The following is a 24,596-nucleotide window of genomic DNA, read 5'->3' on the forward strand; positions in this document are numbered from 1 at the left end:
CGCTGGCAAATTCCTCATTCGTCATTGCTTCTTCAGGCCGAGATAGACTAACACGTCATCGTAGAAGCCGCTCTGGTTGGCGTAGAGGGCGTGGTTCTTGGCACTCTCGAACCACTTGCGGGTGGAGGGCTTCACTTCCTTGGTGGCCTTGGCCAGCATCTTGCCGCTGATGGGGATCATCGAGCCCTTCTTCATCGCTTCGGCCAGCGCGGCCTCGGTGGCCTGGTCGAAGATCGCGCGCAGGTCGGCACCGGAGAAACCGTCGCTGCGCTTGGCGATGTCGGCGGCGTCGAAGTCGACCAGCGGCTTGCCCTTGGCGTGGATCTTCACGATCTCCTCGCGCGCGGCGGTGTCCGGCGGCGGGACGAAGATGATGCGGTCGAAGCGGCCGGGGCGGAGGAAGGCGCCATCGACGTGCCAGGGGGCATTGGTCGCGCCGAGGATCAGCAGGCCGTCGTTGGCGGAGTTCGCGCCATCCATCTCGCTGAGGAACTGGTTGATCAGGTTGCGCCCGGCGGAGTGGCGCAGGTCGCGGCGGTCGGCGGCTAGGGCATCGGTCTCGTCGAAGAAGAGCACGGCGGGCGCGGACTTGCGGGCGAGCTCGAAGATCTTGTGCAGCTTCTGCTCGGACTCGCCAATGTACATGTCGAGCACCTGGTGGAGGCCGACGGAGAAGAAGGCGGCATTGATCTCCCCCGCCGTGGCGCGGGCCATGAGGGTCTTGCCGCAGCCGGGCGGGCCGTAGAGCAGCACGCCGCCACCGGGCTTCTAGCCATAGGCGGCGAAGAGTTCCGGATTCTTGAGCGGGTGGATGATCTTCATCCGGATGTCCTCCTTCACCTTCTCCATGCCGCCGATGTCCTCGAACTTGATGTCGGCACGGACGCGGAATTCGATATCGAGATCGCGGGCGGTGACGGCATCCATGCCCTCGAAGGGATTGGCGCCGTCGTCATCGTCTTCCTCCTCCTTGAAGGTGCCCGCGGAAGTCATGGCGACCTTCTTGCTGCCCCCGGATTTGAGGATGGCCTGGAAAAGTTCGTCGTCGGCCTGGGCGCGGTCGAGATCGACGGCGGTGTCGTAGAAGCCGCGGGCGGAAAGGGCGTCGCCTTCATCGAGCGCGATACGGGCGCGCAGCAGCCATGCGGAGGCGAGCTTGGGTTGCCGGGCGCAGAGGGATTCGAGGCGGACGGCGGCCTGCGAGCTTTCCCCGGCGAGGTCGAGCAGGCGCGCGACGGCGACGTGGGCCTCGCCATTCTCGGGCTGGAGCGCGAGCACGCGATCGAAGCAGGCGCGCGCATCGGCGAGCTCGAAGCGGTCTTCGTGCAGCTTCCCGACCAGCATCAGCAGGGGAATGTTGTCGGGTGAAGCCGCGAGCGCGGCCTTCAGGGCATCCAAGTCCATGGGGGGAGGAAAGCCGAGCGGGGGAGAAGAGAAGCGCGAAGTTTTAAAGGCAGATCCAAACATCGAACATCGAACGCCCAACATCGAACATCGAAGTAAAAAGGCACCTGAGGCTAGCGGATCAGGCGGATGAGATGGTCGAGCGCGGGGGCGGGCTTTTGGTCCCGGCAGGCGAAGACGTGGGTAATGGAGGGATTGCCCTTGAGCGCGATGGCGGCGACGGAATCCCGGAAGAGGCCAGCCAAGGCCGCGGGCAGGATCGCGATGCCGGAGCCGGCGGCGACCATCAGCGCCACCGCTTGGGCGCGGGGTGACTCGAGGATGATGCGCGGGCGGAAACCGGCGGCCCGGCAGAGTTCCCGGACATGCGCGGCGAATGCGGGCGCGGACTCGCCGGAGACCGCGATGAAGGATTCCGCCGCGAGGGATGCCAGGCTCAGGCTCTTCAGCCCCTCGAAGGCATGGCCGCGGGGGACGAAGCATTTCAGGGGCTCCTTGTGCCAGGGGACGAAACGGATGCCCGCAGGACGCTCGCGCGGTTGCAGGCCGACGAAGCCACCCTCCAGCCGCCCGTCCGCGATGGCATTCAACTGCTCCTGGGGAGGCAGGTCGTGGAGCATGACCTGTACGCCGCGGTGGCTTGCGCGGAAGCGGCGGAAGGTATCGATCAATTCGTCGTTCATGACAGCACTGACGAAGCCGAGCCGCAGCCGCGCGGTCTCGCCGAGCGAGGTCCTCTTCGCGACCTCGGCGGCCCGCTCCAAGCGCCGGGGTATCGTCCGGGTTTCATCGTAGAAGATGGTACCTGCAGGAGTCAGCGAGACCTTGCGCGGCTCGCGCAGGAAGAGATCGGCTCCGATCTTTTCCTCCAAGGCCCGGATGTGCCGCGAGAGCGGCGGCTGGGCCAGACGCAGCCGCGCCGCCGCCCGGGTGAAGGAGAGTTCTTCCGCGACGGCGATGAAGCACTCGAGTTCCCGGAATGAATAATCCATACCGAAACGGTATCAGATCGCGACCGATCAAGTCATTCTCAATATGGACCATACCCCCTACCGTGGGGGCATGGCGATCAGCGACACGATCAAGAAAGGCGCAATCCGGGCCCCGCACCGGAGCCTGCTGCGCGCGACCGGGGCGATCCAATCCGAGGCTGACTGGGACAAGCCTTTCATCGCGATCGCGAATTCCTTCGTGCAGATCATCCCCGGCCACGCGCATCTGGACGTGGTCGGGCGGAAGGTGCGGGAGGCGGTGCGGGCAGCGGGCGGCGTGCCCTTCGAGTTCAACTGCATCGGCGTGGATGACGGCATCGCGATGGGCCATGGCGGCATGCAGTATTCGCTGCCCTCGCGCGAGATCATCGCGGATTCGGTGGAGACGATGCTGCGGGCCCATTGCTTCGATGGTGTGGTCTGCATCCCGAACTGCGACAAGATCGTGCCGGGCATGATGATGGGGGCGGCCCGCGTCAATATCCCCGCCATCTTCGTGTCCGGCGGCCCGATGCGCTCGGGGAAGAATCCCAGCACCGGCAAGTCCCTGGATCTCGCCTCGGTGTTCGAGGCGGTCGGCCAGCTCTCCGCGAACTCGATCACGGAGCAGCAGCTCGATGAGATCGAGCGCAACGCCTGTCCCACCTGCGGGTCCTGCTCGGGGATGTTCACCGCGAATTCGATGAACTGCCTGTGCGAGGCACTCGGGATTGCCCTGCCGGGGAATGGCTCGATCCTCGCGACCGACCCCGCGCGCGATGCTTTGTTCGAGCGGGCCGGGCGCACGATCGTGCGGCTGGTGCGGGACGATGTGCGGCCGAGCGACATCTTCACCCGCGAGGCTTTCGAGAACGCGCTGGCCCTCGACATGGCGATGGGCGGATCATCGAATACGATCCTGCACACGATCGCGATCGCATCGGAGGCCGGGGTGACGCTGACCATGCAGGACTTCAATGTGATCTCGGCGCGGGTGCCGCATCTGTGCAAGGTGGCTCCTTCCGGACATCACTACATGGAAGACATCGACCGCGCTGGCGGGATCTCTGCGATCCTAAAGACGCTCTCGTCGATCCCCGGCTGCCTGCATCCGGATGCGATGACGGTGAGCGGGCTGACTCTGGGAGAGACGATCTCCACCGCGGAGGTAAAGGACGCGGAGGTGATCCGTCCCCTGGAACGCGCCTATTCGCAACAGGGCGGGCTGGCGATCCTGTTCGGCAATCTCGCGCCGGATGGCTGTGTGGTGAAAGCGGCGGGAGTGAGCCGGCAGATGATGAAGTTCTCCGGCCCCGCGGTGATCTTCGAGTCCCAGGAGCAAGCCCATCTCGGTATCCTCGGCGGGCGCGTGAAGGCGGGCGATGTGGTGGTGATCCGATATGAGGGGCCGAAGGGCGGGCCGGGCATGCAGGAGATGCTGGCACCGACGGCGGCGCTTGCGGGAAGGGGTTTGGGAGACTGCGTGGCCTTGATCACCGATGGCCGTTTCTCCGGGGCGACCCGGGGCGGGGCGATCGGACATGTGTCGCCGGAGGCGGCTTCCGGAGGGCCGATTGGCTTGGTGGAAGCGGGAGATATCATTGAGACTGATATTCCCGGACGCAGCATCTTGCTGAGGGTGGACGACGAGGTTCTGGCGATGAGGAGGGGGGCGTATGTGCCGCCGGTGGCGAAGGCGCGGAGCGGTTACTTGGCGCGGTATGCCGCGATGGTGACGAGTGCGGATACGGGAGCAGTGCTGAGGGTGGCTGAGACAGGAATCACCAATCACTAATCTTCCAATCATCAATCGAAGTGGCGCTGCGCGAAGAGGAGGGCGCCGGCGCGGGAGGCGGGGATGGGGGTGGCGAGGGAAAACATCGAACATCGAACGTCCAACATCGAACATCGAAGTGGAAAGGCAAAGGGGTGATCGCGGAGGCGCTGGGATAGCTTGAGGCTTTTGGCGGCTGAGGGCGTTTGGGGACCGTTCTGCCGGGCGGTGCCCGGCGGTCCCAGTGGGGCTGTCCGATGGTAGAGGCCTTGGGGTTGACGGAGCACGCCAGCAGTCGTTCCACCACGGAGAAGCGGCTTGCCAGATCCCGCTGCCGTGGCAGGAATGAGATCCAAAGAAATCGAGTCCGGTTACGTTCTATCCCTAGATGAAGCCTTTCTACCGCTCCTTCTTGTTCTGGCTGGGACTGCCGGGGGCGCTGTTCCTTTCTTGGATGTGGATGGATTCGGTCTCGAGCTGCACGGGAGTGCAACATGCGGATGGCGCACGGATCACCACCCTGCTGAATGACCGGAGCATGATCCGCTACCGGCAGGAGCCTCAGCCCCTGCCCGTATCAGGAAGCAAGGGGCGTTTTTCCTTCAAGTGGTCTGAGTTGCGGAATACGCGGGGCTTCCCTGTCACGACCGCCGACTACCTCCTGTCCGGCAAAGGCAGCCTTATTTTTCCGCAGCCCGTGTATGTCGGGAGGAAGGAAGGTCGCGACTCTGGTTTCGGAAGGGCGATCATATGCCCGCCGCCGCCGGCACCGCCGGGAAAGCCGGTCGAGATCCGGATCGCGCATTGGTTCGGGCTGGTGGGGTATGTTTCAGCGTGGAGCGGGATGTTCTACGTGAGGCGTCGTAGATGGAGAAGGGCGGGGATGATGATGGTGGGGTGAGGGGTCTGTGGGAAGAAGAGGCAGGGAACGAACCGCGTAGGCACAGAGATCGCGAAGGAAGCGCAGAGGAAGGCAAGGGTGACCGGTGGAGGTGCTAGGGCGGTTAGCATGGAGATCGCCGCCGTGTGGCTGCTTGCCCTCTCGTGTTGCGAGCGGCGAGGGACCGTTCTGCGGGGCGGAGCCTCCGCGGTCCCGGGGGGCAGGCATGCGGCGGTGGCGCTGGGGTGGCTTCCCTTTGCAGCGCCCCCCGCAGCAGGCTGCATCGGGACAGCGGCAGCAGGCTGCGCGCAGTCCACGGCGGCGGAGCCGCGGAAGGCACTTGGGTGGTGTCGTCCTACCGGTGCCGTCCGCCTGAAGGCGGGACTACGTACCCTTGGGGACGGGCTGTTAGGGACCGTGCTTCACTCCCCTCCCCTGATCTCGGCGAGCTTGGCGTTGAGGGCGGTGATCTTGGTCGGGAAGGTCTCGGCGAGGTTGTCGGTTTCGCCGGGGTCCTTGGCGAGGTTGAAGAGGCGCTCGGGTTGCTTGCCCTTGGGGCCGGCGGGGATGTATTTCCAGTTCTCGATGCGGATGGCGAGTTGGCCGGCGTGCCCGATGTTGAATTCGCGGCCGGTCTCGGATTCGCCGAGCAGTGCGGGCAGGATGTCCTGGCTATCGGGGAAGTTCGGGTCGCCGCCGGTGAGGGTGGCGAGGCTTTTGGCGAAGTCGATCTGGTTGACGATGGCGCTGCTACTCTTGGCGGGTTTGACGCGGGCGGGCCAGCGGACGAGGAAGGGCACGCGGGTGCCGCCTTCGAGGATGCTGTACTTGCCACCGCTCCAGGGACCGGCGGGCTTGTGGGTGCCGAGCTTCCCGGCGGCTTCGTCCTTGTAGCCGTCGTCGATCACCGGGCCGTTGTCGCTGGAGAAGATGAGGAGGGTGTTTTCCGCCAGCTTGAGCTCATCTAACAGGCGGAGGACTTCGCCGACTTGCCAATCGGCCTGGACGATGGCATCGCCGCGCGGGCCCATGGCGGTCTTGCCGGTGAAGCGCGGATTCGGGACGCGGGGGACGTGGATGTCGTGCAGCGCGAAGTAGAGGAAGAAGGGTGTGTCCTTTTCCTTCGATTCTCGGATGAAGCGCAGGGCCTGGCCGGCGAGATGATCGGCCATTTCCTCATCATTCCACAGGGCCTTGGTGCCACCCTTCATGTAGCCGATGCGGCCGATGCCATTGACGACCGCCATGTTGTGGCCGTGGCTCCAGTCGAGCTTGAGCGAGGCGCGGTCCTTCACGCCATCCGGCAGGCCCTCGAAGGCGGTCTTGTAGGAGACGCTGATGGGATCGGCGGGGTCGAGGTTCCGGACCAGGCCATCCTCGAGATAGACGCAGGGCACGCGGTCCCCGGTGGCGGCCATGATGTGGGAGAAGTCGAAGCCGATCTCGTTCGGGGAAGGTGTGATCTTCTCGTTCCAATTCACGCCGCCCTTGCCGCCGAGGCCGAGGTGCCACTTGCCGACGACGCCGGTGCGGTAGCCGGCCTTCTTGAGCATGCCGGGGAGGGTGGGCTGGGCGGGATCGATGATCAGCGCGGCATCGCCCGGGAGGACGCCGGTGCCCTGCTGACGCCAGGCGTACTTGCCGGTGAGCAGGGAGAAGCGCGAGGGCGTGCAGGTCGCGGAGGTGGCGTAGCCGGAGTTGAAATTGATGCCTTCCTTCGCGATGCGGTCGATGTTCGGGGTCTGGGCCGCGGTCGCGCCATTGCAGGAAATGTCGCCGTAGCCGAGGTCGTCGGCGTAGATGAGGACGATGTTCGGTTTGTCCGCGGCGAGTAGCGGGAGGGGTAGGAGGGTGAGGAGCAAGGTGAGCTTCATGGCGGGAAAATACGTTTTCCAATGGAGAAACCATCACGAAAAACGGATTAAGAAGAAACCAACCACAGATAGCAGCCGGATGGACACAGATGAAAGGCAGGATGGTTTTTGGAGTTTGGACCAGGATGGATAGGATGGATGGGATTTAGGAAAAGCAGTCGATCTACATCCTTGGATTCGAAGTCCCATCCTGTTCATCCGATCCATCTGGTGCGAATCCGGCGGTCTCATCCGCGTCGATCCTTTGATCGCCGGGAATCCCTCTAACACGTCTTCGCGTAGGGTGGCGGGATTGGCATCGACGCTCCCCTGCCCCGATCCTATGGAAAGCTAAATATTCAAGCGGCCGTCTCAGCCCGGCGGCTTGGATATCTGGCCCCGGCCCTCTGCCGCGGCCATTCTCGCCCGTCGCCCTCACACCCTGCCGTCTTGTCTCCCGGCATATGAAATTACCGCTCCGCCTCGCGCTTGCCGCGTTCTTGATCAAGTTTGTCCCGCTTGCCGAGGGCTCGATCGCCGTGCTCCACCACTACCGCTACGGTGAAGACGATGCGGTCTCCGCCGGGGCGCTGGGTGCCAGCAAGGACCGGGCGGGTGCGAACGATCTGATTCTTGGCGGCGCGGGCCCGCTCTACTCCACGAACGTGGGTGCGGAGGCCGTGGCACGGACCGGCAGCTCGCGCTCCGGCGATTACAGCGCCCAATGTTTCTCCTACGCGGCGCTGGCTTCCACGGCGACCGACAACTTCGGGATCGAGACTTGGGTCAAGGTCAATGCCAGCACCGAGAACCGCTATATTGTTTACAACGGCAACGGCGGCGGGGACGGCTGGGGCCTTCAACAAACGGGTGCCACGTTCTCGGCACGCTTCGGCGGGGTCGGGAACTTCGGCAGCGCCGCGGTGCAGGCGGACGTGTGGACCCACCTGGCCCTGGTGAGGGACAACGGCACCGCGACCTTCTACGTCAACGGCGTGGCTTCCGGCAGCTCGGCCTCGGTTCCGAAATTACCGACGAACGTCTTCACCGTTGGCGGCCCGCCGCCGCCATACCAGACTGAGTTCCTGCGCGGGATGGTCGATGAGACGCGGGTCTTCAGCTTCGCGCCGGGCAGCTTCAGCCCCGCGGACCTGCTGTGCCGCGCCACGGAGGTGCAGGTCGAGCAACCCGCGGGCAGCGTGGTGGCCAATGGCGGGACCGTGGACTTCGGCGCGGTGGCGGTCGGCAATGAAGCGACGCGTACCTTCTCCATCCGCAATGCCGGCGGCAATCCCGTGCAGCTTGACAGTCCGGCAGTGAGCTTGAGCGGCAAGCATGCGGCGGACTACACGATCCTCTCCCTGCCTTCCTTCGCGGAGCCCGCGATGCCGAACGCCGGCTTTGAAGATCCCGGCTTCTTACCGGGTGCTTGGACTTACGGAATCCTTGCCACCGGATGGAGCATGGGCAGTTCCGCCGGTACCGCCAACCACGGCTCGCCGTGGTTCGTGAATGCCCCGCCCGAAGGCAGCCAGGCCGCATTCATCCAGCGCGACTCGGCCGATGCCTACATCTCCCGGAGCGTGAACTTCCCCTCGGCGGGCGAGTATCTCATCCACTTCTCCGCGGTGCGTCGCAGCGCGGAATACCCCGCAAACGACATTGCCGTGAAGGTCGATGGCACCACCGTCGGCACGGTGCCGAATGCCAGCCAACCGGACGACACCTGGCGGACTTTCACGGTCGCCTACCAATGTCCCGGCGCGGGCGACCGCAGCCTGAGTTTCGTCGGCCTGCGCGGCGGCGGTTTGGACTGTGCGTCCGCCATCGATGAGATCCGGATCACCTACACGGCGGCCGAATTCCAGGTGAAGCTCGCGCCGGGCGCGGCCGGCATCCGCGAGGGCATCCTGACGATTCCGAACAACGATCCCTTCGACAATCCCTACCGCGTGAACTTGCGCGGCGGGATCGCCCAAGCACCCGCTGCCACCACCCTCGGCGCGCTCCATGCCAAGCTGGCCAGCGAGCAGCGGATCAAGGGCACGGTCTACCCCGACGGCAACCCCACCACCATCGCCATCGAGTATGGCACGACGACGGGCTATGGCAGCAGCTTCACGGTCACCACGAGCGCCAACGGCTTTGAAACGATCCCGGTCAATACCGTTCTAACAGGTCTGACGCCCGGCACGCTTTATCACTACCGCGTGGTGGCGAGCAACAGTGCCGGCAGCACCGGGGGTGAAAACCGGACCTTCACCACCCGCAACGATAACCTCAATGTCACCGCCCTGTACCGCATGGGCGAAAACGACGGCGCGGAAGAAGGCGAAATCGCGGCGGACACCGTGATGCACACGGTGTACGACAGCGTGGGCGGCTACCACTTGAAGGAACCGCAGGTGAACGATCCGGCGATCACGGCCACGCCCCTCTTCAGCTCCGCCGTGGGTGCCAACCCGGCGGCGGAAGCAGGCAGCACGCGCGCGCTGGATTTCCGGGACGGCCGGTCCTATGCCTCGCGTCCCCTCTTCTTTACCCCCGCCGGGAACTACCTGATGGAAGCGTGGGTGAAACCGGCGGCCACGCTTCCCCACACCGTCGGGTGGATCCTCTACAACGGTGACAATAACACCGGCTACGGATTCATCCAGTTCGGGGATCACTTCTCCTGCCAGTGGCATGGCGGGTTCGTGGAGGAATTCGGCTGGGCACCCGCCGTGCAGGGCCAGTGGATCCATCTGGCGATCGTGGTGCAGAACGACAAGGCCACCTTCTATGTGAACGGGGTAGCCAACGGCAACACGATCCGGCCAGCTAGCAGTGTGCCCGCCGCGGGAGGACTGTCGATGGGCAAGGCCTACCACTATGACTTCCGTAGCAGCGGCGCCCTCGACGAGGTCAGGCTGGCCACCTTCCCGGCCGGCCAATTCGATCCCACCTCGCTGCTGATCAAGAGCATCCCGCCCGAGGTGAGCGCGCCCACCGCGACCGCCATCGCCGCGACCAGTGCGGTGCTCGGCGGCACCGTGACCACGCGGAGCGGCAATCCCGTGACCGAGCGCGGCGTGGTCTTCTCGAAGACCCTGGAGAACGGCAATCCGCTGGTCGATGGGGCGGGCGTGAGCAAGCAGGTCGCATCAGGCGACTACGGTGCCTTCGGCGTTGCGGTCTCCGGACTCTCCCCGGTCACGCAGGACCCTCTACCGGCCCTATGCCGTGAGCACGGCGGGAACGATTTACGGCCCGGTGGCCAGCTTCACGACGCCGGTCGCGGTGTTCACCCCGCTGGCCTGGTACCGCTTCGGCGAGGCGGATCCGGGAGCCGTGGCAGGCGGTAGTTCCGCCGGGACGCGGGATAGCATCGGCATGCGCCACCTCGTGCTCGGCGGCACGCCCCTCTACACGGCGGCCACCACCGCCGACCCGGCGACCAACAGCACGCTGGCGCTCGACTTCGGCAATGCCGCGGTGCAGGCGACCGGTGCCACGCTGCAGCCGCAGCTCACGGAGAACTTCGGCTTCGAAGCCTGGGCCAAATCGACCACCACCACCGGCCGCCACTGGCTGCTCTACAATGGCAACCTGGGCGGCGACGGCTGGGGTCTCTTCCAGGACGGCGCTTCCTACTTCGTCTATTGCGCGGACCGGGTGCAGTTCGGCGGCGGCAGCGTGACTCCCGACCAGTGGACCCACCTGGCGGTGGTGCGCGTAAACGGCCTGACCACGCTCTATGTGAATGGCGACGCCGTGGCCAGCAGCACGATCGCGCCGAATCTTCCCGGCGGCAGCTTCGCGGCCGGAGCCCACCAGGGGAATCCGGGCGGAGGGGAACGCTGGGTTGGAGCGATCGACGAGATCCGCTACTTCACCTTCCCACCGGGGCAATTCGTGCCCCGCGACCTGCTGCTGAGGAAGGCGGAGATCCAGATCACGCAGGCGGAAGGTCCGGAAATCTTCGATGGTGGCACCCGCGACTTCGGGGCCCTGCCGGTGGGCAGCAGTGCCACGGCGGGCTTCACGATCCACAGCACGGGCAACCTCGATCTGACCGGCTTCCAGGCGAGCCTCGAAGGCCCCGATGCAGCGGAGTTCGCGCTCACCGCGCCGGAGACCTTGGCCATGGCACCCGGTGCCAGCAGGAGCTTCACGGTGCGCTTCGATGCGGCGAGCGGGGGGACCAAGAGCGCGGTGCTGCGCCTGACCACCAACGACCCCGACGAAAATCCCTTCGACATCCACCTGAGCGCCGTGGCGACGGACCCGGAGATCGAGGTCCAACAGCCGGTCTCGGTGCCGGTCCCGGATGGCGGCAGCCGGCAGTTCGAGAAGCTGCTGTTAGGCAACCAGCAGACCCTGAGCTTCGCGATCCGGAACACCGGGAACGTGCCCTTGAATCTCACGGGCACGCCGCGGGTGGCGATCACCGGACCGCATGCGGCGGACTTCACGGTGGCGGCACAGCCTCTCCCGACGGCCTTTCCGGGCGGGGGCGGACAAACGCATTTCCAGAGCGGCTTTGAAACACCGGCGCTCACTCACTTGGGAAACTTCACTTACAATATTGCGGGCAGCGGCTGGGCGATCGAAGGCAAGGCCGGCGTGGCCCGCAACATCTCCCCCTGGTTCGTAAACAACGCTCCGGAAGGCAGCCAGGCCGCCTTCATCCAAGCGGACGGCTCGACCGCGGGCACGATCTCGCGCAGCGTGAACTTCCCCGAAGCGGGCCTCTACACCGTCCGTTTCCAAGCGGTGCGGAGAGGTGCCACCAATCCGGCGGTGGACATCGTTGTCGCGGTGGGCGGCGCGGCGATCGGCACGGTGGCGAACGGCAGCCAGCCCGACAACAGCTGGCGGACCTTTGAGATCCCCTACCTGTGCACGGCGGCGGGCGACCACGAGTTGCGCTTCACCGCGTCCCGCAGCGGCGGGGACTATGCCTCGGCGATCGATGCCGTGGAGGTGGTCAGTTCCCCGGTCTTCGATGTCACCTTCGCGCCTTCCGCGCATGGCCCGCGCACGGCGACGCTGGTGATCGCCAGCAACGACCGCGACGAGGGCTCTTACGAGATCGAGCTCAGCGGCAGGGGCCAGGGAGTCGTGGCGGAGCTCGCCATCGACCAGCCGACGGGCAGCCCGGCCCTCAGCGGAGGCAGCCGCGACTTCGGCAGCGTGGACGTGGGCAGCTTCAGTTCGCTCGATTTCACGCTGCGGAATACCGGTCTGGTGGACCTGCTGCTTTCCGGTACGCCACCCGTAGTAATTGATGGGCCGGACGCGGGCGACTTCAGCGTGACCGTCCAGCCGCCGGCGATCCTGCCGGTGTCGACCGCGCTGGCGGAGGGCTTCGAGAGCCCGGCCCTGGGTGGTGGTGGCTTCAGCTACGCGCCGGGGGGCAGCGCCTGGACCTATGGCAGTTCCACGGGCCGGGCCCGCAATGGATCACCATGGTTCGTGATGCCCGCGCCGGAAGGCGAGCACGCCGCATTCATCCAGCGGCAACCCGGCGGAAGTGCCGCAGCGGCCACGATCTCGCGCAGCTATAACTTCCCGGCGGCAGGCGACTATTTGGTCAGCTTTTCCCTGACCCGCCGCAGCGACCTCTTTCCCGCCGTGGATCTCGCGGTAAAGATGGACGGCAGCACTCTCGGCAGCGTGGCGCATGGCAGCCAGGCCGACGACGACTGGCACCGCTTCAGCGTCGCCTACCACTGCAGCAACCCCGGCGACCATGTGCTGACCTTCACGGGATCCCGCGCCGAAGCCGGGGACTACGCGTCCGCGATCGACCGGATCCAGATCGAGATGGCGACCGTTTTCACGGTGAAGTTCGCGCCGGCGGCGGGCGGGCCGCGCAGCGCGGCGCTGTCGATTCCCAGCAACGATCCCTTCAGTCCCTACACGCTCCAGCTCACGGGCAGCGGGGTGCAGGTCTACACGGCGCTCGAGTCCTGGCGGCTGCTGCATTTCGCCACGGCGGCCAATGCAGGCAATGCAGCGGACGACGCGGATCCGAACCACAACGGCATCCCGAACCTGATCGAGTATGCGCTGGGCGGCGATCCCGCGGGGAATGCGACGGGCATCGCCATCCTGCCGCAGATGGAACTCGATGCTGAAGGCCATGCGAAGATCCGCTTCACGCGGTATCCGGGACGGGTCGGGATCACGCTGGCGGCGCAGGGATCCAGCGACCTGAGCGGTGCATGGGCGGATCTGGCGGTCAGCGTGGATGGAGCTGCTTTCGGCAATCTCGCGGCCGGGGTTTTGATCGATGAGAGCGGCACGGGCGAGAGCCGGGAGACAACGCTGACCGATGGTGGCCATGCGGGAGGGATGCGGTTCCTGCGCTTGAAAGTCACCAGCCCCTGAGACAATGACGAATGCTGAATTTCCGAATGTCGAATGAAGTGTTTCGGGCGGAATCCGGGGTGTCCGAAAACCTGCTGGCAAATCCGCCAAGGCGGCGCTTAGTGTGTGAAAGGTGAGTATACGAGCGATGGGACTGCGGGGAAAGTTTGCTTTGGCATTGGCCATCGCCGCCCTCTTGCCGCTGGCGGTCGGCTTCATCGTCCTGCAAACCTTCGGCTTCAAGCATCTGCTGGCGTCGAAAGGGCGCACCTATGAAGCGGAGGCCGGGGCGCTGGCGCGGTCTCTGGAAAGTGCGGTGGAATCGCAGGCCGGGAATTTCTGGAGCTGGGTGTCCGCCGATCCGGCGCTGACGGATTACCTTTCGCAGCCGCCGCCCGCGGTGCTGCCGGACCTGAAAGAGATCGACAAGGACTGGGCGGCGTTGAAGGAGGACGATCCGCTGCTACGTGAGATTTTGGGCAATCCGGGGGCGACGAGCCTGCTGCGTTTCACCGCGGCGCAGAAGCCGGTGGCGGAGGTGCTGGTGGCGGATACCGCGGGCCGGGTGGTGGCGGCTTCCCGCAAGACCACCGACTATGACCAATCCGACGAGAGCTGGTGGAAGATCGGCCGGATGCTGCCGGAGAGCGGAATGTGGACGGACGTGCTGCACCATGACGAGAGCGCGGGGGTCTTCTCGCTCGAACGTGGTCCTGCCGATCCACCGCCGCGGCGAGCTGAAGGGGGTGGCGAAGCTGGTGCTGGATGTGACGCCGCTCTTCCAACAGCTGCGCACTTCGCGGGAAGATGATGGCGGGCAATTGGAAATCCTGCTGCCGGACGGGCGGATCCTGGCCCGCGCCGGGGCCACGGGATACCAAGCGCTGGGCTCTTCCGTCGACGGCGACTCGCTGCTGAAGATCCGCTACGCGCTCAACGGCTGGTCGCTGACGCGGGATGCGGGCGGCGGGGAGCGGATGACGGGCTTCGCAGCGATCCAATCGCGCAACGTGGACCGGCGGCGGGTCGAGCCCGGCGGCTACGTGCTATTTTCCGCGCCGAAGGCCCACGTGACCGCGCCGCTGCGGCGGCAGATTTCGATGATCGGGCTCGGGGCCGGCGTGGCGACGCTGATGTGCCTGATGGGCGGCTACATGCTGGTGAACCGCAAGATCCTGCGACCGATCGCGGTGCTCGGGCAGGCGGCGCGCTCGGTGGCCGCCACGGCTCATCTGCGCGCCGACGGCAATCTCTCCGAGGGCGAGGCCTTCGCGCTGCGCAGGACGGCGGAGGAAGATCTGGAGCGGATCCAATCGATCCGCACCGGCGACGAGGTGGAGGAGCTGGCGGAGGACTTCGGCTCGATGACCAGCCGGGTGATGCGCTACCACCGCGAGCTGGAGGCCGAGGTGGATTCCAAGACGGCGCTGATCCGGGAGGAACTGGAGATGGCCCGGGAATTCCAGCACGCGCTGATGCCGTCCAGCTTTCCCGAGACGCCGGCGCACTTGGCGAAGGATCCGCTGCGGCTGGGCTTCGCGCACTTCTATCAGCCGGCCTCGACGGTGGGCGGGGATTTCTTCGATCTGGTGGAGCTGGACGAGCACCGGACCGGCGTGCTGATCGCGGACGTGATGGGTCATGGGGCGCGCTCGGCGCTGGTGACGGCGATCCTGCGGGCGCTGGTGCGGAATCACGTGACCTCCGCGGGTGATCCGGGCTCGTTCCTGGGATTTCTCAACCGCGGGCTCTTCGAAGTGATCGAGCGCAGCCACCAGACGCTGTTCGTGACGGCCTTTTTCATGGTGCTGGATACGCGGGACGGGAAGGCGAGCTGGGCGGTGGCCGGGCACCCTGCCCCGCTGCGGGCGCGCCGCAGCACCGGGAATCCGCCGCAGATGCTGTGGAGCGGCGCGCAGCGCCAGCCGGCACTGGGGCTGATCCCGGAAGCCGTTTATCAGACCTCGACCTCGCCGATCCGGGCGGGCGATGTCTTCCTGCTCTACACGGACGGGGTGGTGGAGGCGGAGAATCCCCAGGGCAAGGATTTCGGCATCCAGCGCCTGATCAGCACCTTCGACGAGTCCCTGGACGGCCCGCTGGCAGCGATGCCGGCGAAGATCGTGTGCGAGGTCGCGGCCTTCCAGAAACGCCGGAATCACGATGACGATGTCTGCGTGGTGGCGGTGGAGGTGAGCCCCGGGGCGGTGCCGGAGATTGTGGTGGATCCTGCTGCGCTGGCGGGGGTGAGGGAGGGGTAGATGAAGCGAACGAACCGCGGAGGTCGAGGAGGGAGCGCGGAGAAAATTTGCCTTCCGCGGCTTCGCCGCCGTGGACTGCGCGCAGCCTGCTGCCGCTGTCCCGATGCAGCCTGCTGCGAGGGGCGCTGCAAAGGGAGCACATGGTATGGCAAGCCGCGGACGGGGCGTGCATCGGCAGTGTCTGGTGCTTCACGGCAGCAGGCTGCCTGCCGAAAGCGGCAGCAGGCTGCGCGCAGTCCACGGTCGCTGCGCGACGGGATAGCCGTGACATCGCGCCCTGCCTTTCCACGCGATGCTTGACTTGCAAGGCGTCCTGCGGCAACCCCGGCCCATGGCCAAGCTCTCGATCCGCGACCTCGACGTGAACGGTAAGGAAGTCCTCATGCGTGTGGACTTCAATGTGCCGCTGGAAGACGGCGCGATCACCGATGACACCCGCATCCAGGGGGCAGTGCCATCGATCCAGCACCTGCTGAAGGGCGGGGCGAAGCTGGTGCTCGCTTCCCACCTCGGTCGTCCGAAGGGCGGGCCGGAGCCGAAATTCTCGCTGGCACCCGCCGCGAAGCGCCTGAGCGAACTGCTGGGCCAGGACGTGAAGCTGGCCCCGGACAGCATCGGCGAGGAGACCGCGGCCCTGCGCGCGGCGCTGCAGCCCGGCCAGGTGCTGCTGCTGGAGAACACCCGTTTTTACCCTGCGGAAGAGGCGAACGAGGCCGATTACGCGAAGGCCTTGGCCGGCAAGGCCGAGATCTACGTGAACGACGCCTTTGGCACCGCACACCGCGCCCACGCTTCCACGGAAGGCGTGACCCATTTCATTCCGAAGAGCGCCATGGGCTTCCTGATGGAGCGCGAGCTGGAATACCTCGACGGCAAGCTGCAGAACCCTGAGCGGCCTTTCCTGGTGATCATGGGTGGCTCGAAGGTGTCCGATAAGATCCAGGTGATCGCGAAGATGATGGAGAAGGCGGATGCCTTCCTAATCGGCGGCGCGATGGCCAATACCTTCCGCAAGGCGCAGGGCTTCAAGACCGGCAACAGCCGGGTGGAGGCCGACAAGCTCGACCTGGCGCTGGAAATTCTGGCCAATGCGAAGGCCAAGGGCGTGGACTTCCTGCTGCCGGCCGATACGCGCGTGACCCAGGAATTCAAGGAAGGTGCCACGACCCAGTGCACCGGCGTCTACGAAGAAGGCGGCGAGACTCCCGAGGGCTGGGAGGGCATCGACATCGGCGATAAGGCGATCGAGGCTTTCGTGAAGGAAATCGCCAAGGCGAAGACGATCATCTGGAACGGCCCGATGGGCGTTTTCGAGATCGATAGCTTCGGTGCGGGCACCAAGGCGGTCGCCGAGGCGATGGCGAAAAGTGACGCCGTGACGATCGTCGGCGGCGGGGATTCCGTGACCGCAGTCAACAAATACGGCCTGGACGACGATATGACTTTCATCTCCACGGGCGGCGGCGCTTCGTTGGAATTGCTTGAAGGAAAGGTGCTTCCCGGAGTGGCGGCGCTGACCGAGGCTTGACTTGGCCCGATTCCCGCTATTCATCCGCACCCATCCGATTTCACATGTTCCGCAAGCCGATCTTTGCCGCCAACTGGAAGATGAACAAGGGGCCCTCCGAAACGGAGGACTTTGCCCGTAGCTTCCTTTCCAAGGTCCAGAACCGGACCTTCCCCTGCGATATCGTGATCGCGCCGCCCTTCGTCTCGCTGACGAAGGCCGCCGAGATCCTGGGGAACGTGTCCAGCATCGCGCTGGCCGCGCAGAATTGCTCGCAGTTCGATTCCGGTGCCTACACCGGGGAAATCAGCGCGATGATGCTGAAGGAATTCTTCGTCCACTACGTGATCCTCGGCCACAGCGAGCGGCGCGCGATCTACGGCGAGACCAACGAGGTCATCAATGCCAAGGTCCGCAAGGCCCGCGAGCTGAACATGAAGCCGATTTTCTGCATCGGTGAGACGCTGGAAGAGCGCGAGACCGGGCGGCTGGAGAAGATTTTGCGGACGCAGGTGAGCATCGGCCTGAAGGGGCTGAGCGAGCGCGACCTGCTGGATACCGTGATCGCCTATGAGCCCGTTTGGGCGATCGGCACCGGGGTGACCGCCACGGCGGCGCAGGCGCAGGAGGCACACGCTTTTGTCAGGTCGCTGGTGGCCGAGCAATTCGGGGCGGATAGCGCCGCGAAGATCCGGATTCAATACGGCGGCTCGGTGAAGCCGAACAATGCGGCGGAGCTGATGGCTTGCCCGGACATTGATGGTGCCTTGATTGGTGGTGCTTCGCTGGAGCCGCAGAGCTTTCTGGATATCATCCAGAACGGGGCTCCGGGTTGAGGATCCGCCAGCCGCGAGAGGTGGCGGGCTTGGTTGGTGGCTTCGTCCGCCTGAAGGCGGGACTACTTACCCTTGGGGCGGGCTTTGAGGGACCCTTCCCTCCCCTGCCCCACTTTCCCCGCGACAGCGGCCGCATTCCGGTGTTTTCTCCGATCATGCGCTGGCCCTTGTTTCTGCTGCTTCTCGCTCCGTCCGCATTCGCGCAGGCGGATCCCTTCGCCTCGCTCGATACTGACAAGAACGGCAAGCTGTCGCTGACCGAGGTCCCGGAGAATCTCCGCCCGCACTTCCCGCTGGTGGATACGAATGGCGACAAGTCGGTGGACCGGGCGGAGTTCCAGGCGGCGCTCATCGCGGCGAACAGCCTGCCGAAAGCGCCCGCGGGTGGCGCGGCATTCTCCCATTTCAAGAACATCGACTACGTGGGCGGCAAGAACCCGCGTCAGGCGCTCGACCTGATCGTGCCGAAGGATGCGGCGACGAAGAAGCGCCCGCTGGTGGTCTTCATCCACGGCGGCGGCTGGCTGGCGGGACGCAAGGAGGATGGTCTGCCGGTCGCGAGGCTGCTCGCTTCGAGCGGTGACTACGTGGCGGCGACGATTAACTACCGCCTGACCCAGGAAGCGCAGTGGCCGGCGCAGATCCACGATTGCAAGGCGGCGATCCGTTTCCTGCGCGCGAATGCCGCGGAATACGGGATCGACCCCGACCACATCGGCATCATGGGCATGTCCGCGGGCGGGCAGTTGGTGTCGGTGCTGGGCACGGGCAACGACGAGCCGCTGCTGGAAGGCACGCTTGGCAAGTTCGCGAAGATCAGCAGCCGGGTGCAGTGCGTGGTGAACTTTTTCGGGCCCACGGATTTCCTCAGCTTCTTCGGTCCCGACACGACCTTCGAGAAGCTGATGAAGGGCGAGATGATCCCGAAGCTGCTCGGCACGAAAAAGGAGGAGGTGATGGAGAACGCGCGCCAGGCTTCCGCCGTCACCTGGATCAGCAAGGACGACGCGCCCTTCCTGACCGCCCACGGCACGGAGGATACGCTGGTGCCTCTCGCGCAGGCGGAGGAGATCCATGCGAAGCTCAAGAAGGCAGCGGTGGAGAGCCACCTGATCGTGATGCAGGGTGCCGGCCACGGCTTCGCGAACGACGATCTGAACCGCCGGATCAAGACCTTCCTGGATAAGGAACTGCGCGGCATTCCGGGGGAGATCTCGGATGCGCCGATCAAGGTGAATTGATTCCGTCGAGATAGGGCAAATCCTTCGCTTCCACTCCGACGAAGTCCGGCTCCGGCAGGACCGGCAGCCTCACTGCGCGAACGGTGGTTCTATTCTCCATCACGGCCTTGCAGACCCGGTGCATGCCATCCATCACGCGTCCTGCCGGATCGACGATGATCGGATAGCTCAAGTCCGTCCCGGCGATCAGCTTGGCATGGTCGGCGATCTTCCGGCACGTGGGTGTGTCGCCTTCGCGGGCGAACCAGAAGCACTCGTCGAGCTCCTGGATTTCATTCAGAGGAAGGTCGAATGCTGTTAGATCGGAGGTGAGCGCGATCAGGCGTCGGACATCCCATGCGAGCAGTCCGCGATCTGAATTCCGCAGGTGGTATTGGGCTCGCATGCTTGCCGGGTTCACGTTGAAGCGGGACGCAAGCCAATGACATGAAGGGGCCAATTGGCGGGAAAACTCGCGATCAGTTCTTTGCTGCCCTTGCTCACGGCGATCTCTCTCTCCGCTTCGGTGATGGGCACGACCCACAGCAGTGAAATTCGGTCCCCTCCGGGCGTTGGGAAACTGAACTGCGGAGCGCTCTCGGGCTGATCGACAAGAAGAACCGAAGTGAAGCGGCAGAGGTCCGAATCGCCGGCGAAGGCGTCGCAGGGGATGGTGTGTCCATTTCCCAAGAAAGTGAAACGCTGCCACGGGAGGGAGGATTGGCCCGACAAGTAAGCGGCCATTCTCGGGATGGTTTCCGGATTGGTCCCCGGTGCGAAACAGGCAGCGAATTCAAATCTGCGGAATTCGGAGGGGGTTTCGCAGTACATCTCGATCTGGGGCTGCGGGCGCAAGGAGATACCAAGGGTCGAAAGGTAGGTGCCGTCCTCGAGATCGGTCTGGATCAGCGCCTTGGCAGGCCAGCGGCCACCGTCGATTCCGAAATACCGACTATGTGGACCGAGCACGCGCTCATATTCGTTGAGGAACGCATTTTGGCACTTGGCCCAAGGACTTTCCTCGGCATCCCATTGTTCCCAGTAATCGATGGCCTCCGAAATGCGCTTCCGCATGAGGGTGTCGTCCTGAAGTCCCCAGCACAATTTGGACTCCCCGAGTGCGTCACGCGCGTAGCCGGGGAAGTCTCCGACAATCCCCCATGGCGGGATCACGGCAAGCATCTCCCCCTTTTCCAACAGCGCAACTCCGTCACCTTCCGGAAACCAGACGATCTCCAGTTGTGATGTTTCGAGAGGACTTGCTCCTTGCGGATCGCGACAATTCCTGCGGGGCAGCATCGGCGGAATCCCATCATTCATTCCGCTTCGATCCAGCTCCTCCGGCGCGTGGCCGAGGTTCCGGACCCAGCATGATTTGACCGGGAGGCGGTCGTTTTCGGTCGCGCTCACGTAGAGATAGGCCACCCGCTCATCCTGTTCCACGATGGCCTCGAGATTGCCATGAGGCGAGCTGGCTTCAAAAACGATCACAGTCTCCATTGCCGTTGAGATTGAAGATCACCGTATCGCCTCGCGAGGGAATTTTTCCGTGTGAGGCCTGCCTCTCCAAATCCCGCCTATTTCTCCACTTGTTGAACCGGGGCCGCTTCGGGCAGTCTGGCAGGGTGAGTGAAGAAGTTCTTTGGAAAGGCAGTCCGTCGCAGGTGCTGAATCTAGGCAAGTACCTCGTTGCCTTGCTGGTCGCCATCGGCATCGGGGTCGGCGGCATCTTCTTTCCACCGGCTTGGGCGGCGCTGGTCCTGCCGATCGGCTGGGCGATCTGGACCTTTGTCGTCACGCGGAGCATCCGCCATGAGCTGACCACCGAGCGGATCCGTTTGGTCGAAGGGATCTTCAACCAGAAGATCGACGATGTGGAGCTCTACCGGGTGAAGGATACCTCGATGGAACGGCCCTTCTGGTATCGCGTCTTCGGGCTTTCCACGCTGATCATCGAGACATCCGACCGCTCGCAGCCGCGGATCGAAATCAAGGCGGTGCGCGATGGCGACAATCTCCGCGAGACCCTGCGCAAGCAGGTGGAATACTGGCGGGACCGCAAGCGCGTGCGCGAAGTGGATTTCGACGAGACCGCTGCGGCGGAAGGCGGCCATCATCACGATGATGGCCAGGATCAAGGGACCATGGTTTGAAGAGAAGAGTCTACCGCAGAGGCGCGGAGATCGCGGAGAAAGGCATCGGAAAATGAACCGCCAAGACGCCAAGTTCGCCAAGGTTTTGAAACTTGGCGTTCTTGGCGTCTTGGCGGTTCCTTTATCTGCGAGGATAGGCATGTGACCCTCCGCGGTTCGTTCTTCTTAAAATCCGCGTGCCAAGCGGGCTGATCCGATTTTCCCTCTTCGCATGACCGAATTTCCAGGCCGGACCCCGCACACGCCCATCGCCGTCAATATCGAGATGTGGTTCGAGGGTGACTTCGTGGAGCGCATCGAACAGGCGGCGGCGCTAGGTTTTCCGGCGATCGAGTTGTGGACCTGGCGCGACAAGGACCTTGTGGCCGGCGCTGCCGCCCTGCGGAAGCATGGCATGACCGCGACCCAGTTCACGGCTTGGGGATTCGGGCAGCAGATCAATCATCCCGACTTTCCGAAGGAGGACTTCGTGGCGGAGATCAGTGCCGCCTGCGATGCCGCGGAACTGCTGCCCGGCTGCGAGCTGATGACCGTGGTCGCCGGCGATAACATCCCCGGCCTGAGCAAGGAGCAGATGCATGCCGCCGTGATCGACAAGCTTACCGCCGCGCTGCCGGTGCTCGCGGCCAAGCGCAAGATGATCATCGTAGAGCCGATGAATCCTTACAACCACCCGGACCACTGCCTCTACGGCAGCGCCGATGGGGTGGCGATCTGCAAGGCGGTGAACTCGCCGTGGGTGCGGCTGAACTGGGATCTCTTTCACATGCAGCGCTCCGAGGGCAACCTCATCGACAACCTTGAGATGCACCGCGAGTGGATCGGCTATGTCCAGTTCGCCGACTCTCCCGGGCGGAATGAGCCGGGCACGGGCGAGGTGAATTACAGCGAGGTCTTCAAACGCGCACGGGAGCTGGAGCTTCCCCTGCCCTTCGGTGCGGAGTGTCTGCCGCTGGGTGGCGATGCGCGCAGGGCGGCGGAGAGGTTGTATCAGACGGATTTGAAGTCGGGGCAGTGAGGTCTGTCTCCGTTGCCGGTTGAGGTTTCGCTAGGGCAGGGAGCGCTTGTGACGGACAGAGATCCGCCATGCACTCCAAGTCATGACCGCAAACCATGCTGGCAGGTAGCAACCCAGGATCAGCCAAAGAGGCAGGACGTAATAAGTGACGCTGATCGGGGAAAACGTGTGATCGCTGTCCGATTTGCGGACGGTCCGGGGTTCCGGGAACCAGCTCTCGGTGGGACGGGGGAAAGATTGCCGCAACAATAGGCTCGAGCGATCAGCGGGCATCGCGGAGTGGGTTCCGCCGAGATAGGGTCGGCCCGGGATATGAGTGAGCGACTCACCGAAATGCAGCGCGGACTCTTCCAACTCAAGCCAGATAACACGATCCACCCCGCGCCGGATTTGCCACAGAGTCCAATGGCTACGTGAGTCCGCCCAAGCCCAGAACAGCAGCACGATGGGAAAAAGGCCGCAGTAAAAGGCCAAAGTCCTGAAAATGGGAAGGCGAGGCTGCATCGGCGCACGCGGGGTCGCTGCGGGGGAAGGGTTAAGTTCCTTTTCGCTGCGGACCTTCCAATTCGGACCTCCCATTTATGACTTGAATCATGGGTCAAATGACCTGAAGATCAAGTCATGAGTTCGACCGCTCTTGCGGATCTTTTCGGGAGCCGGGCGGCGGAAGCGGTCTTGCTGCACGTTTATCATTATGGGGAGTCCTACGGCAGGGCGGTCTCGGCGGATTTCGCCATCTCGCTCGATTCCGTGCAGCGGCAGTTGGAGAAATTTTCCCGTGCCGGGACTCTTGTCTCCAAATCCCAAGGCCGCACCTTGGTCTATACTTGGAATGCCAAGTCGCGCCTCGCCGCCCGCTTGAAGGATCTGGTGGCAGTGATTTACGAGGGCATAAGCGCGGAGTCGCGCGCAGAGTTCTTTGGCACCCGTCGGCGTCCGCGTGCCAAAGGAAAACCGGTGATCTCCCAAGCGGAGAAATAGGTGCCGCCTACTTCTTCTCCCCGGCCTTCGGCTCTTCCTTCTTCGGCTCCTCTTTCTTGGCCGGTTCGGGCTTGGCGGCGCCGGCGGGGACGAACTTGAGGACAGTGCCATTGATGCAATAGCGCTGGTCGGTCGGCGTGCCGAAGCCCTCGCCCTTGAAAAGGTGGCCGAGGTGGCCGCCGCACTTCGCGCAGTTCACCTCGGTGCGGACCATGCCGCCGGAGTAATCGTCCTTGGTGACGACGTTCTTGGCCTTGGAGGGGTCGTAGAAGGACGGCCAGCCGCAGTGGCTGTCGAACTTCTCATTCGAAGTGAAAAGTTCCGCGCCGCAGCCGGCACAGTAATAGGTGCCGCCTCCCTGCGCCTTGAATTGCTTGTAGACATCGCCATCGGCACGCTCGGTACCGGCTTGGCGGAGGATGCGGTACTGCTCGGGAGTGAGGGTCTTCTTCCACTCCTCATCGGTTTTCTCGACCTTGGCGGTCGGCTGTTGCGGGGCGGTGGTGGTCGTTTCCATAGGGGCATCTTTCTTTTCCTCCGCCGTGCAAGCGCAGAGCGTGACGGCAGCGACAAGCAGCAGGGCGGATTTCATCTGAAGAGACTTACGCACGCGGGGAAGAGGATGCAAGAGGCGGGGTATTCCGCCGCTCAGGAACTCCGCACCCATACGTCGCCCGCCGCGGCGGAATTTCGCTTCAGCTCAAATCCCCAGGGGGTGGCCGGATTCACCGGTCCCGCACCCTGCATCCGCCGTCGCACGAAGCCGCCGACCAAGTACCAGTAGATGCCGGTGCGGGTGTTCCAATTCGAGACGGTGGGTGCCGAGGCGGGGACCCAGTCCCCGACGTGGCATTTCAGAGGGTCGGACTGAGGTCCGGGTTCAGAGGGGTGCATCAGAACACCATGCACAGGTATTCCACTCGTGCAACTTTGCGGCATTTTCTTCACCTTCATTTCACGAGGTTCCCCCGAGGAGCCTTTCCATTCGACATCGGGAAACGGCAATCCAATCCTCCGAGTTCGTCCCAACCATGTCCGACTCCATCTCCGATCTCACCTCCCGCATCCGCGCCTTCGTCGCCGCAAGGGAGTGGCAGCAGTTCCACAACCCGAAGGACATGGCGGTCGCGATCGCCGCGGAGGCCGGGGAACTGCTCCAGCACTTCGTCTGGCAGCAACCGGACCAGGTCGACCGCCGCGCGGCGGAGAAACATGACGAAATCGCCTCAGAGATCGCCGATGTGGGGATCCTGCTTTTCGAGATGGCCGACCTGCTCGGCATGAACCTGGGCGAGGTGATGGAAGCGAAGATCGCGCGCAACGAGCAGCGCTACCCCGCCGAGAAATCGCGGGGGAACAATCTCAAGTACAACGAACTCTGAGG

21 protein-coding genes are annotated in these 24,596 nt (G+C 64.4%); 13 read left to right on the forward strand and 8 right to left on the reverse strand.

What is annotated here, in order from left to right; genetic code table 11:
* Positions 1–21: 21 nt before the first annotated feature.
* From ABWK72_RS09700 to ABWK72_RS09710, 3 genes are all read right to left on the reverse strand, one after another.
* A complete protein-coding gene (locus ABWK72_RS09700; RefSeq protein WP_367874589.1) occupies positions 22–753 on the reverse strand; it encodes a 26S protease regulatory subunit in 732 nt (243 codons plus the stop codon).
* 15 nt (positions 754–768) lie between these two features.
* Entirely contained in the window at positions 769–1,404 is a 636-nt protein-coding gene (locus ABWK72_RS09705) for a tetratricopeptide repeat protein (RefSeq protein WP_367874590.1), read from the reverse strand.
* Positions 1,405–1,517: 113 nt separating this feature from the next.
* Positions 1,518–2,396 carry a LysR substrate-binding domain-containing protein gene (locus tag ABWK72_RS09710; RefSeq protein ID WP_367874591.1) on the reverse strand — a complete coding sequence of 293 codons (879 nt, stop codon included), beginning with the start codon at positions 2,394–2,396 and terminating at the stop codon, positions 1,518–1,520.
* A gap of 43 nt (positions 2,397–2,439) precedes the next feature.
* Here ABWK72_RS09710 and ilvD point away from each other — a divergent pair, with 43 nt between their 5' ends.
* Both ilvD and ABWK72_RS09720 read left to right on the forward strand, forming a co-directional pair.
* The gene (gene ilvD, locus ABWK72_RS09715) at positions 2,440–4,170 is read left to right on the forward strand and encodes a dihydroxy-acid dehydratase (RefSeq protein ID WP_367874592.1); all 1,731 of its coding nucleotides are present in this window, start codon (positions 2,440–2,442) and stop codon (positions 4,168–4,170) included.
* Positions 4,171–4,537: 367 nt separating this feature from the next.
* A complete protein-coding gene (locus ABWK72_RS09720; protein ID WP_367874593.1) occupies positions 4,538–5,050 on the forward strand; it encodes a hypothetical protein in 513 nt (170 codons plus the stop codon).
* Between the two features lie 401 nt (positions 5,051–5,451).
* Here the strand turns inward: ABWK72_RS09720 and ABWK72_RS09725 are convergent, their stop codons facing one another.
* On the reverse strand, positions 5,452–6,903 hold the full coding sequence (locus ABWK72_RS09725; RefSeq protein WP_367874594.1) for an arylsulfatase: 1,452 nt from the start codon (positions 6,901–6,903) through the stop codon (positions 5,452–5,454).
* A gap of 443 nt (positions 6,904–7,346) precedes the next feature.
* On the opposite strand from ABWK72_RS09725, the gene ABWK72_RS09730 reads away from it, so the two are divergent.
* The 7 genes from ABWK72_RS09730 (at position 7,347) to ABWK72_RS09760 (ending at position 19,081) form a co-directional block, all read left to right on the forward strand.
* The gene (locus ABWK72_RS09730) at positions 7,347–10,226 is read left to right on the forward strand and encodes a LamG-like jellyroll fold domain-containing protein (RefSeq protein WP_367874595.1); all 2,880 of its coding nucleotides are present in this window, start codon (positions 7,347–7,349) and stop codon (positions 10,224–10,226) included.
* A gap of 28 nt (positions 10,227–10,254) precedes the next feature.
* Positions 10,255–13,257 (forward strand): choice-of-anchor D domain-containing protein, encoded by a 3,003-nt coding sequence (locus tag ABWK72_RS09735; protein ID WP_367875327.1) that lies wholly within the window; start codon positions 10,255–10,257, stop codon positions 13,255–13,257.
* 157 nt (positions 13,258–13,414) lie between these two features.
* The gene (locus ABWK72_RS09740; RefSeq protein ID WP_367874596.1) at positions 13,415–14,047 is read left to right on the forward strand and encodes a hypothetical protein; all 633 of its coding nucleotides are present in this window, start codon (positions 13,415–13,417) and stop codon (positions 14,045–14,047) included.
* Positions 13,944–15,497 (forward strand): PP2C family protein-serine/threonine phosphatase, encoded by a 1,554-nt coding sequence (locus ABWK72_RS09745; protein ID WP_367874597.1) that lies wholly within the window; start codon positions 13,944–13,946, stop codon positions 15,495–15,497. The genes ABWK72_RS09740 and ABWK72_RS09745 overlap by 104 nt, the downstream gene beginning before the upstream one ends.
* Before the next feature lie 331 nt (positions 15,498–15,828).
* On the forward strand, positions 15,829–17,025 hold the full coding sequence (pgk, locus tag ABWK72_RS09750) for a phosphoglycerate kinase (protein WP_367874598.1): 1,197 nt from the start codon (positions 15,829–15,831) through the stop codon (positions 17,023–17,025).
* 44 nt (positions 17,026–17,069) lie between these two features.
* The gene (tpiA, locus tag ABWK72_RS09755) at positions 17,070–17,840 is read left to right on the forward strand and encodes a triose-phosphate isomerase (protein ID WP_367874599.1); all 771 of its coding nucleotides are present in this window, start codon (positions 17,070–17,072) and stop codon (positions 17,838–17,840) included.
* A 155-nt stretch (positions 17,841–17,995) separates the two neighbouring features.
* Positions 17,996–19,081, forward strand: coding sequence for an alpha/beta hydrolase fold domain-containing protein (locus tag ABWK72_RS09760; protein WP_367874600.1), 1,086 nt, complete (start codon positions 17,996–17,998; stop codon positions 19,079–19,081).
* Here the strand turns inward: ABWK72_RS09760 and ABWK72_RS09765 are convergent.
* Both ABWK72_RS09765 and ABWK72_RS09770 read right to left on the reverse strand, forming a co-directional pair.
* The gene (locus tag ABWK72_RS09765) at positions 19,068–19,466 is read right to left on the reverse strand and encodes a hypothetical protein (protein WP_367874601.1); all 399 of its coding nucleotides are present in this window, start codon (positions 19,464–19,466) and stop codon (positions 19,068–19,070) included. The genes ABWK72_RS09760 and ABWK72_RS09765 overlap by 14 nt on opposite strands.
* A gap of 11 nt (positions 19,467–19,477) precedes the next feature.
* Positions 19,478–20,560, reverse strand: a complete 1,083-nt coding sequence (locus ABWK72_RS09770) for a suppressor of fused domain protein (protein ID WP_367874602.1) — start codon at positions 20,558–20,560, stop codon at positions 19,478–19,480.
* 125 nt (positions 20,561–20,685) lie between these two features.
* Between ABWK72_RS09770 and ABWK72_RS09775 the strand changes: the two genes are divergently transcribed.
* From ABWK72_RS09775 to ABWK72_RS09785, 3 genes are all read left to right on the forward strand, one after another.
* On the forward strand, positions 20,686–21,213 hold the full coding sequence (locus ABWK72_RS09775) for a PH domain-containing protein (protein WP_367874603.1): 528 nt from the start codon (positions 20,686–20,688) through the stop codon (positions 21,211–21,213).
* Positions 21,214–21,424: 211 nt separating this feature from the next.
* Positions 21,425–22,231 (forward strand): TIM barrel protein, encoded by an 807-nt coding sequence (locus tag ABWK72_RS09780; RefSeq protein WP_367874604.1) that lies wholly within the window; start codon positions 21,425–21,427, stop codon positions 22,229–22,231.
* Positions 22,232–22,852: 621 nt separating this feature from the next.
* Positions 22,853–23,212 carry an ArsR family transcriptional regulator gene (locus tag ABWK72_RS09785; protein ID WP_367874605.1) on the forward strand — a complete coding sequence of 120 codons (360 nt, stop codon included), beginning with the start codon at positions 22,853–22,855 and terminating at the stop codon, positions 23,210–23,212.
* A gap of 7 nt (positions 23,213–23,219) precedes the next feature.
* On the opposite strand, the gene msrB is transcribed toward ABWK72_RS09785, so the two are convergent.
* Together msrB and ABWK72_RS09795 are read right to left on the reverse strand one after the other, a co-directional pair.
* Positions 23,220–23,729 carry a peptide-methionine (R)-S-oxide reductase MsrB gene (gene msrB, locus ABWK72_RS09790; protein WP_367875328.1) on the reverse strand — a complete coding sequence of 170 codons (510 nt, stop codon included), beginning with the start codon at positions 23,727–23,729 and terminating at the stop codon, positions 23,220–23,222.
* A gap of 131 nt (positions 23,730–23,860) precedes the next feature.
* A complete protein-coding gene (locus ABWK72_RS09795; protein WP_367874606.1) occupies positions 23,861–24,106 on the reverse strand; it encodes a hypothetical protein in 246 nt (81 codons plus the stop codon).
* Between the two features lie 137 nt (positions 24,107–24,243).
* Here ABWK72_RS09795 and ABWK72_RS09800 point away from each other — a divergent pair, with 137 nt between their 5' ends.
* A complete protein-coding gene (locus ABWK72_RS09800; protein WP_367874607.1) occupies positions 24,244–24,594 on the forward strand; it encodes a nucleotide pyrophosphohydrolase in 351 nt (116 codons plus the stop codon).
* Positions 24,595–24,596: the final 2 nt, after the last annotated feature.

The sequence above is a fragment of the Luteolibacter sp. Populi genome (assembly GCF_040801775.1).
Taxonomy (GTDB): Bacteria; Verrucomicrobiota; Verrucomicrobiia; order Verrucomicrobiales; family Akkermansiaceae; genus Haloferula.

Coding starts and splice junctions, on each gene's coding strand:
- ABWK72_RS09705 (WP_367874590.1), bottom strand. CDS start 1,404: ATGGACTTGGATGCCCTGAAGGCCGCGCTCGCGGCTTCACCCGACAAC.
- ABWK72_RS09710 (WP_367874591.1), bottom strand. CDS start 2,396: ATGGATTATTCATTCCGGGAACTCGAGTGCTTCATCGCCGTCGCGGAA.
- ilvD (WP_367874592.1), top strand. CDS start 2,440: ATGGACCATACCCCCTACCGTGGGGGCATGGCGATCAGCGACACGATC.
- ABWK72_RS09720 (WP_367874593.1), top strand. CDS start 4,538: ATGAAGCCTTTCTACCGCTCCTTCTTGTTCTGGCTGGGACTGCCGGGG.
- ABWK72_RS09725 (WP_367874594.1), bottom strand. CDS start 6,903: ATGAAGCTCACCTTGCTCCTCACCCTCCTACCCCTCCCGCTACTCGCC.
- ABWK72_RS09730 (WP_367874595.1), top strand. CDS start 7,347: ATGAAATTACCGCTCCGCCTCGCGCTTGCCGCGTTCTTGATCAAGTTT.
- ABWK72_RS09735 (WP_367875327.1), top strand. CDS start 10,255: ATGCGCCACCTCGTGCTCGGCGGCACGCCCCTCTACACGGCGGCCACC.
- pgk (WP_367874598.1), top strand. CDS start 15,829: ATGGCCAAGCTCTCGATCCGCGACCTCGACGTGAACGGTAAGGAAGTC.
- tpiA (WP_367874599.1), top strand. CDS start 17,070: ATGTTCCGCAAGCCGATCTTTGCCGCCAACTGGAAGATGAACAAGGGG.
- ABWK72_RS09760 (WP_367874600.1), top strand. CDS start 17,996: ATGCGCTGGCCCTTGTTTCTGCTGCTTCTCGCTCCGTCCGCATTCGCG.
- ABWK72_RS09765 (WP_367874601.1), bottom strand. CDS start 19,466: ATGCGAGCCCAATACCACCTGCGGAATTCAGATCGCGGACTGCTCGCA.
- ABWK72_RS09770 (WP_367874602.1), bottom strand. CDS start 20,560: ATGGAGACTGTGATCGTTTTTGAAGCCAGCTCGCCTCATGGCAATCTC.
- ABWK72_RS09780 (WP_367874604.1), top strand. CDS start 21,425: ATGACCGAATTTCCAGGCCGGACCCCGCACACGCCCATCGCCGTCAAT.
- ABWK72_RS09785 (WP_367874605.1), top strand. CDS start 22,853: ATGAGTTCGACCGCTCTTGCGGATCTTTTCGGGAGCCGGGCGGCGGAA.
- msrB (WP_367875328.1), bottom strand. CDS start 23,729: ATGGAAACGACCACCACCGCCCCGCAACAGCCGACCGCCAAGGTCGAG.
- ABWK72_RS09795 (WP_367874606.1), bottom strand. CDS start 24,106: ATGCACCCCTCTGAACCCGGACCTCAGTCCGACCCTCTGAAATGCCAC.
- ABWK72_RS09800 (WP_367874607.1), top strand. CDS start 24,244: ATGTCCGACTCCATCTCCGATCTCACCTCCCGCATCCGCGCCTTCGTC.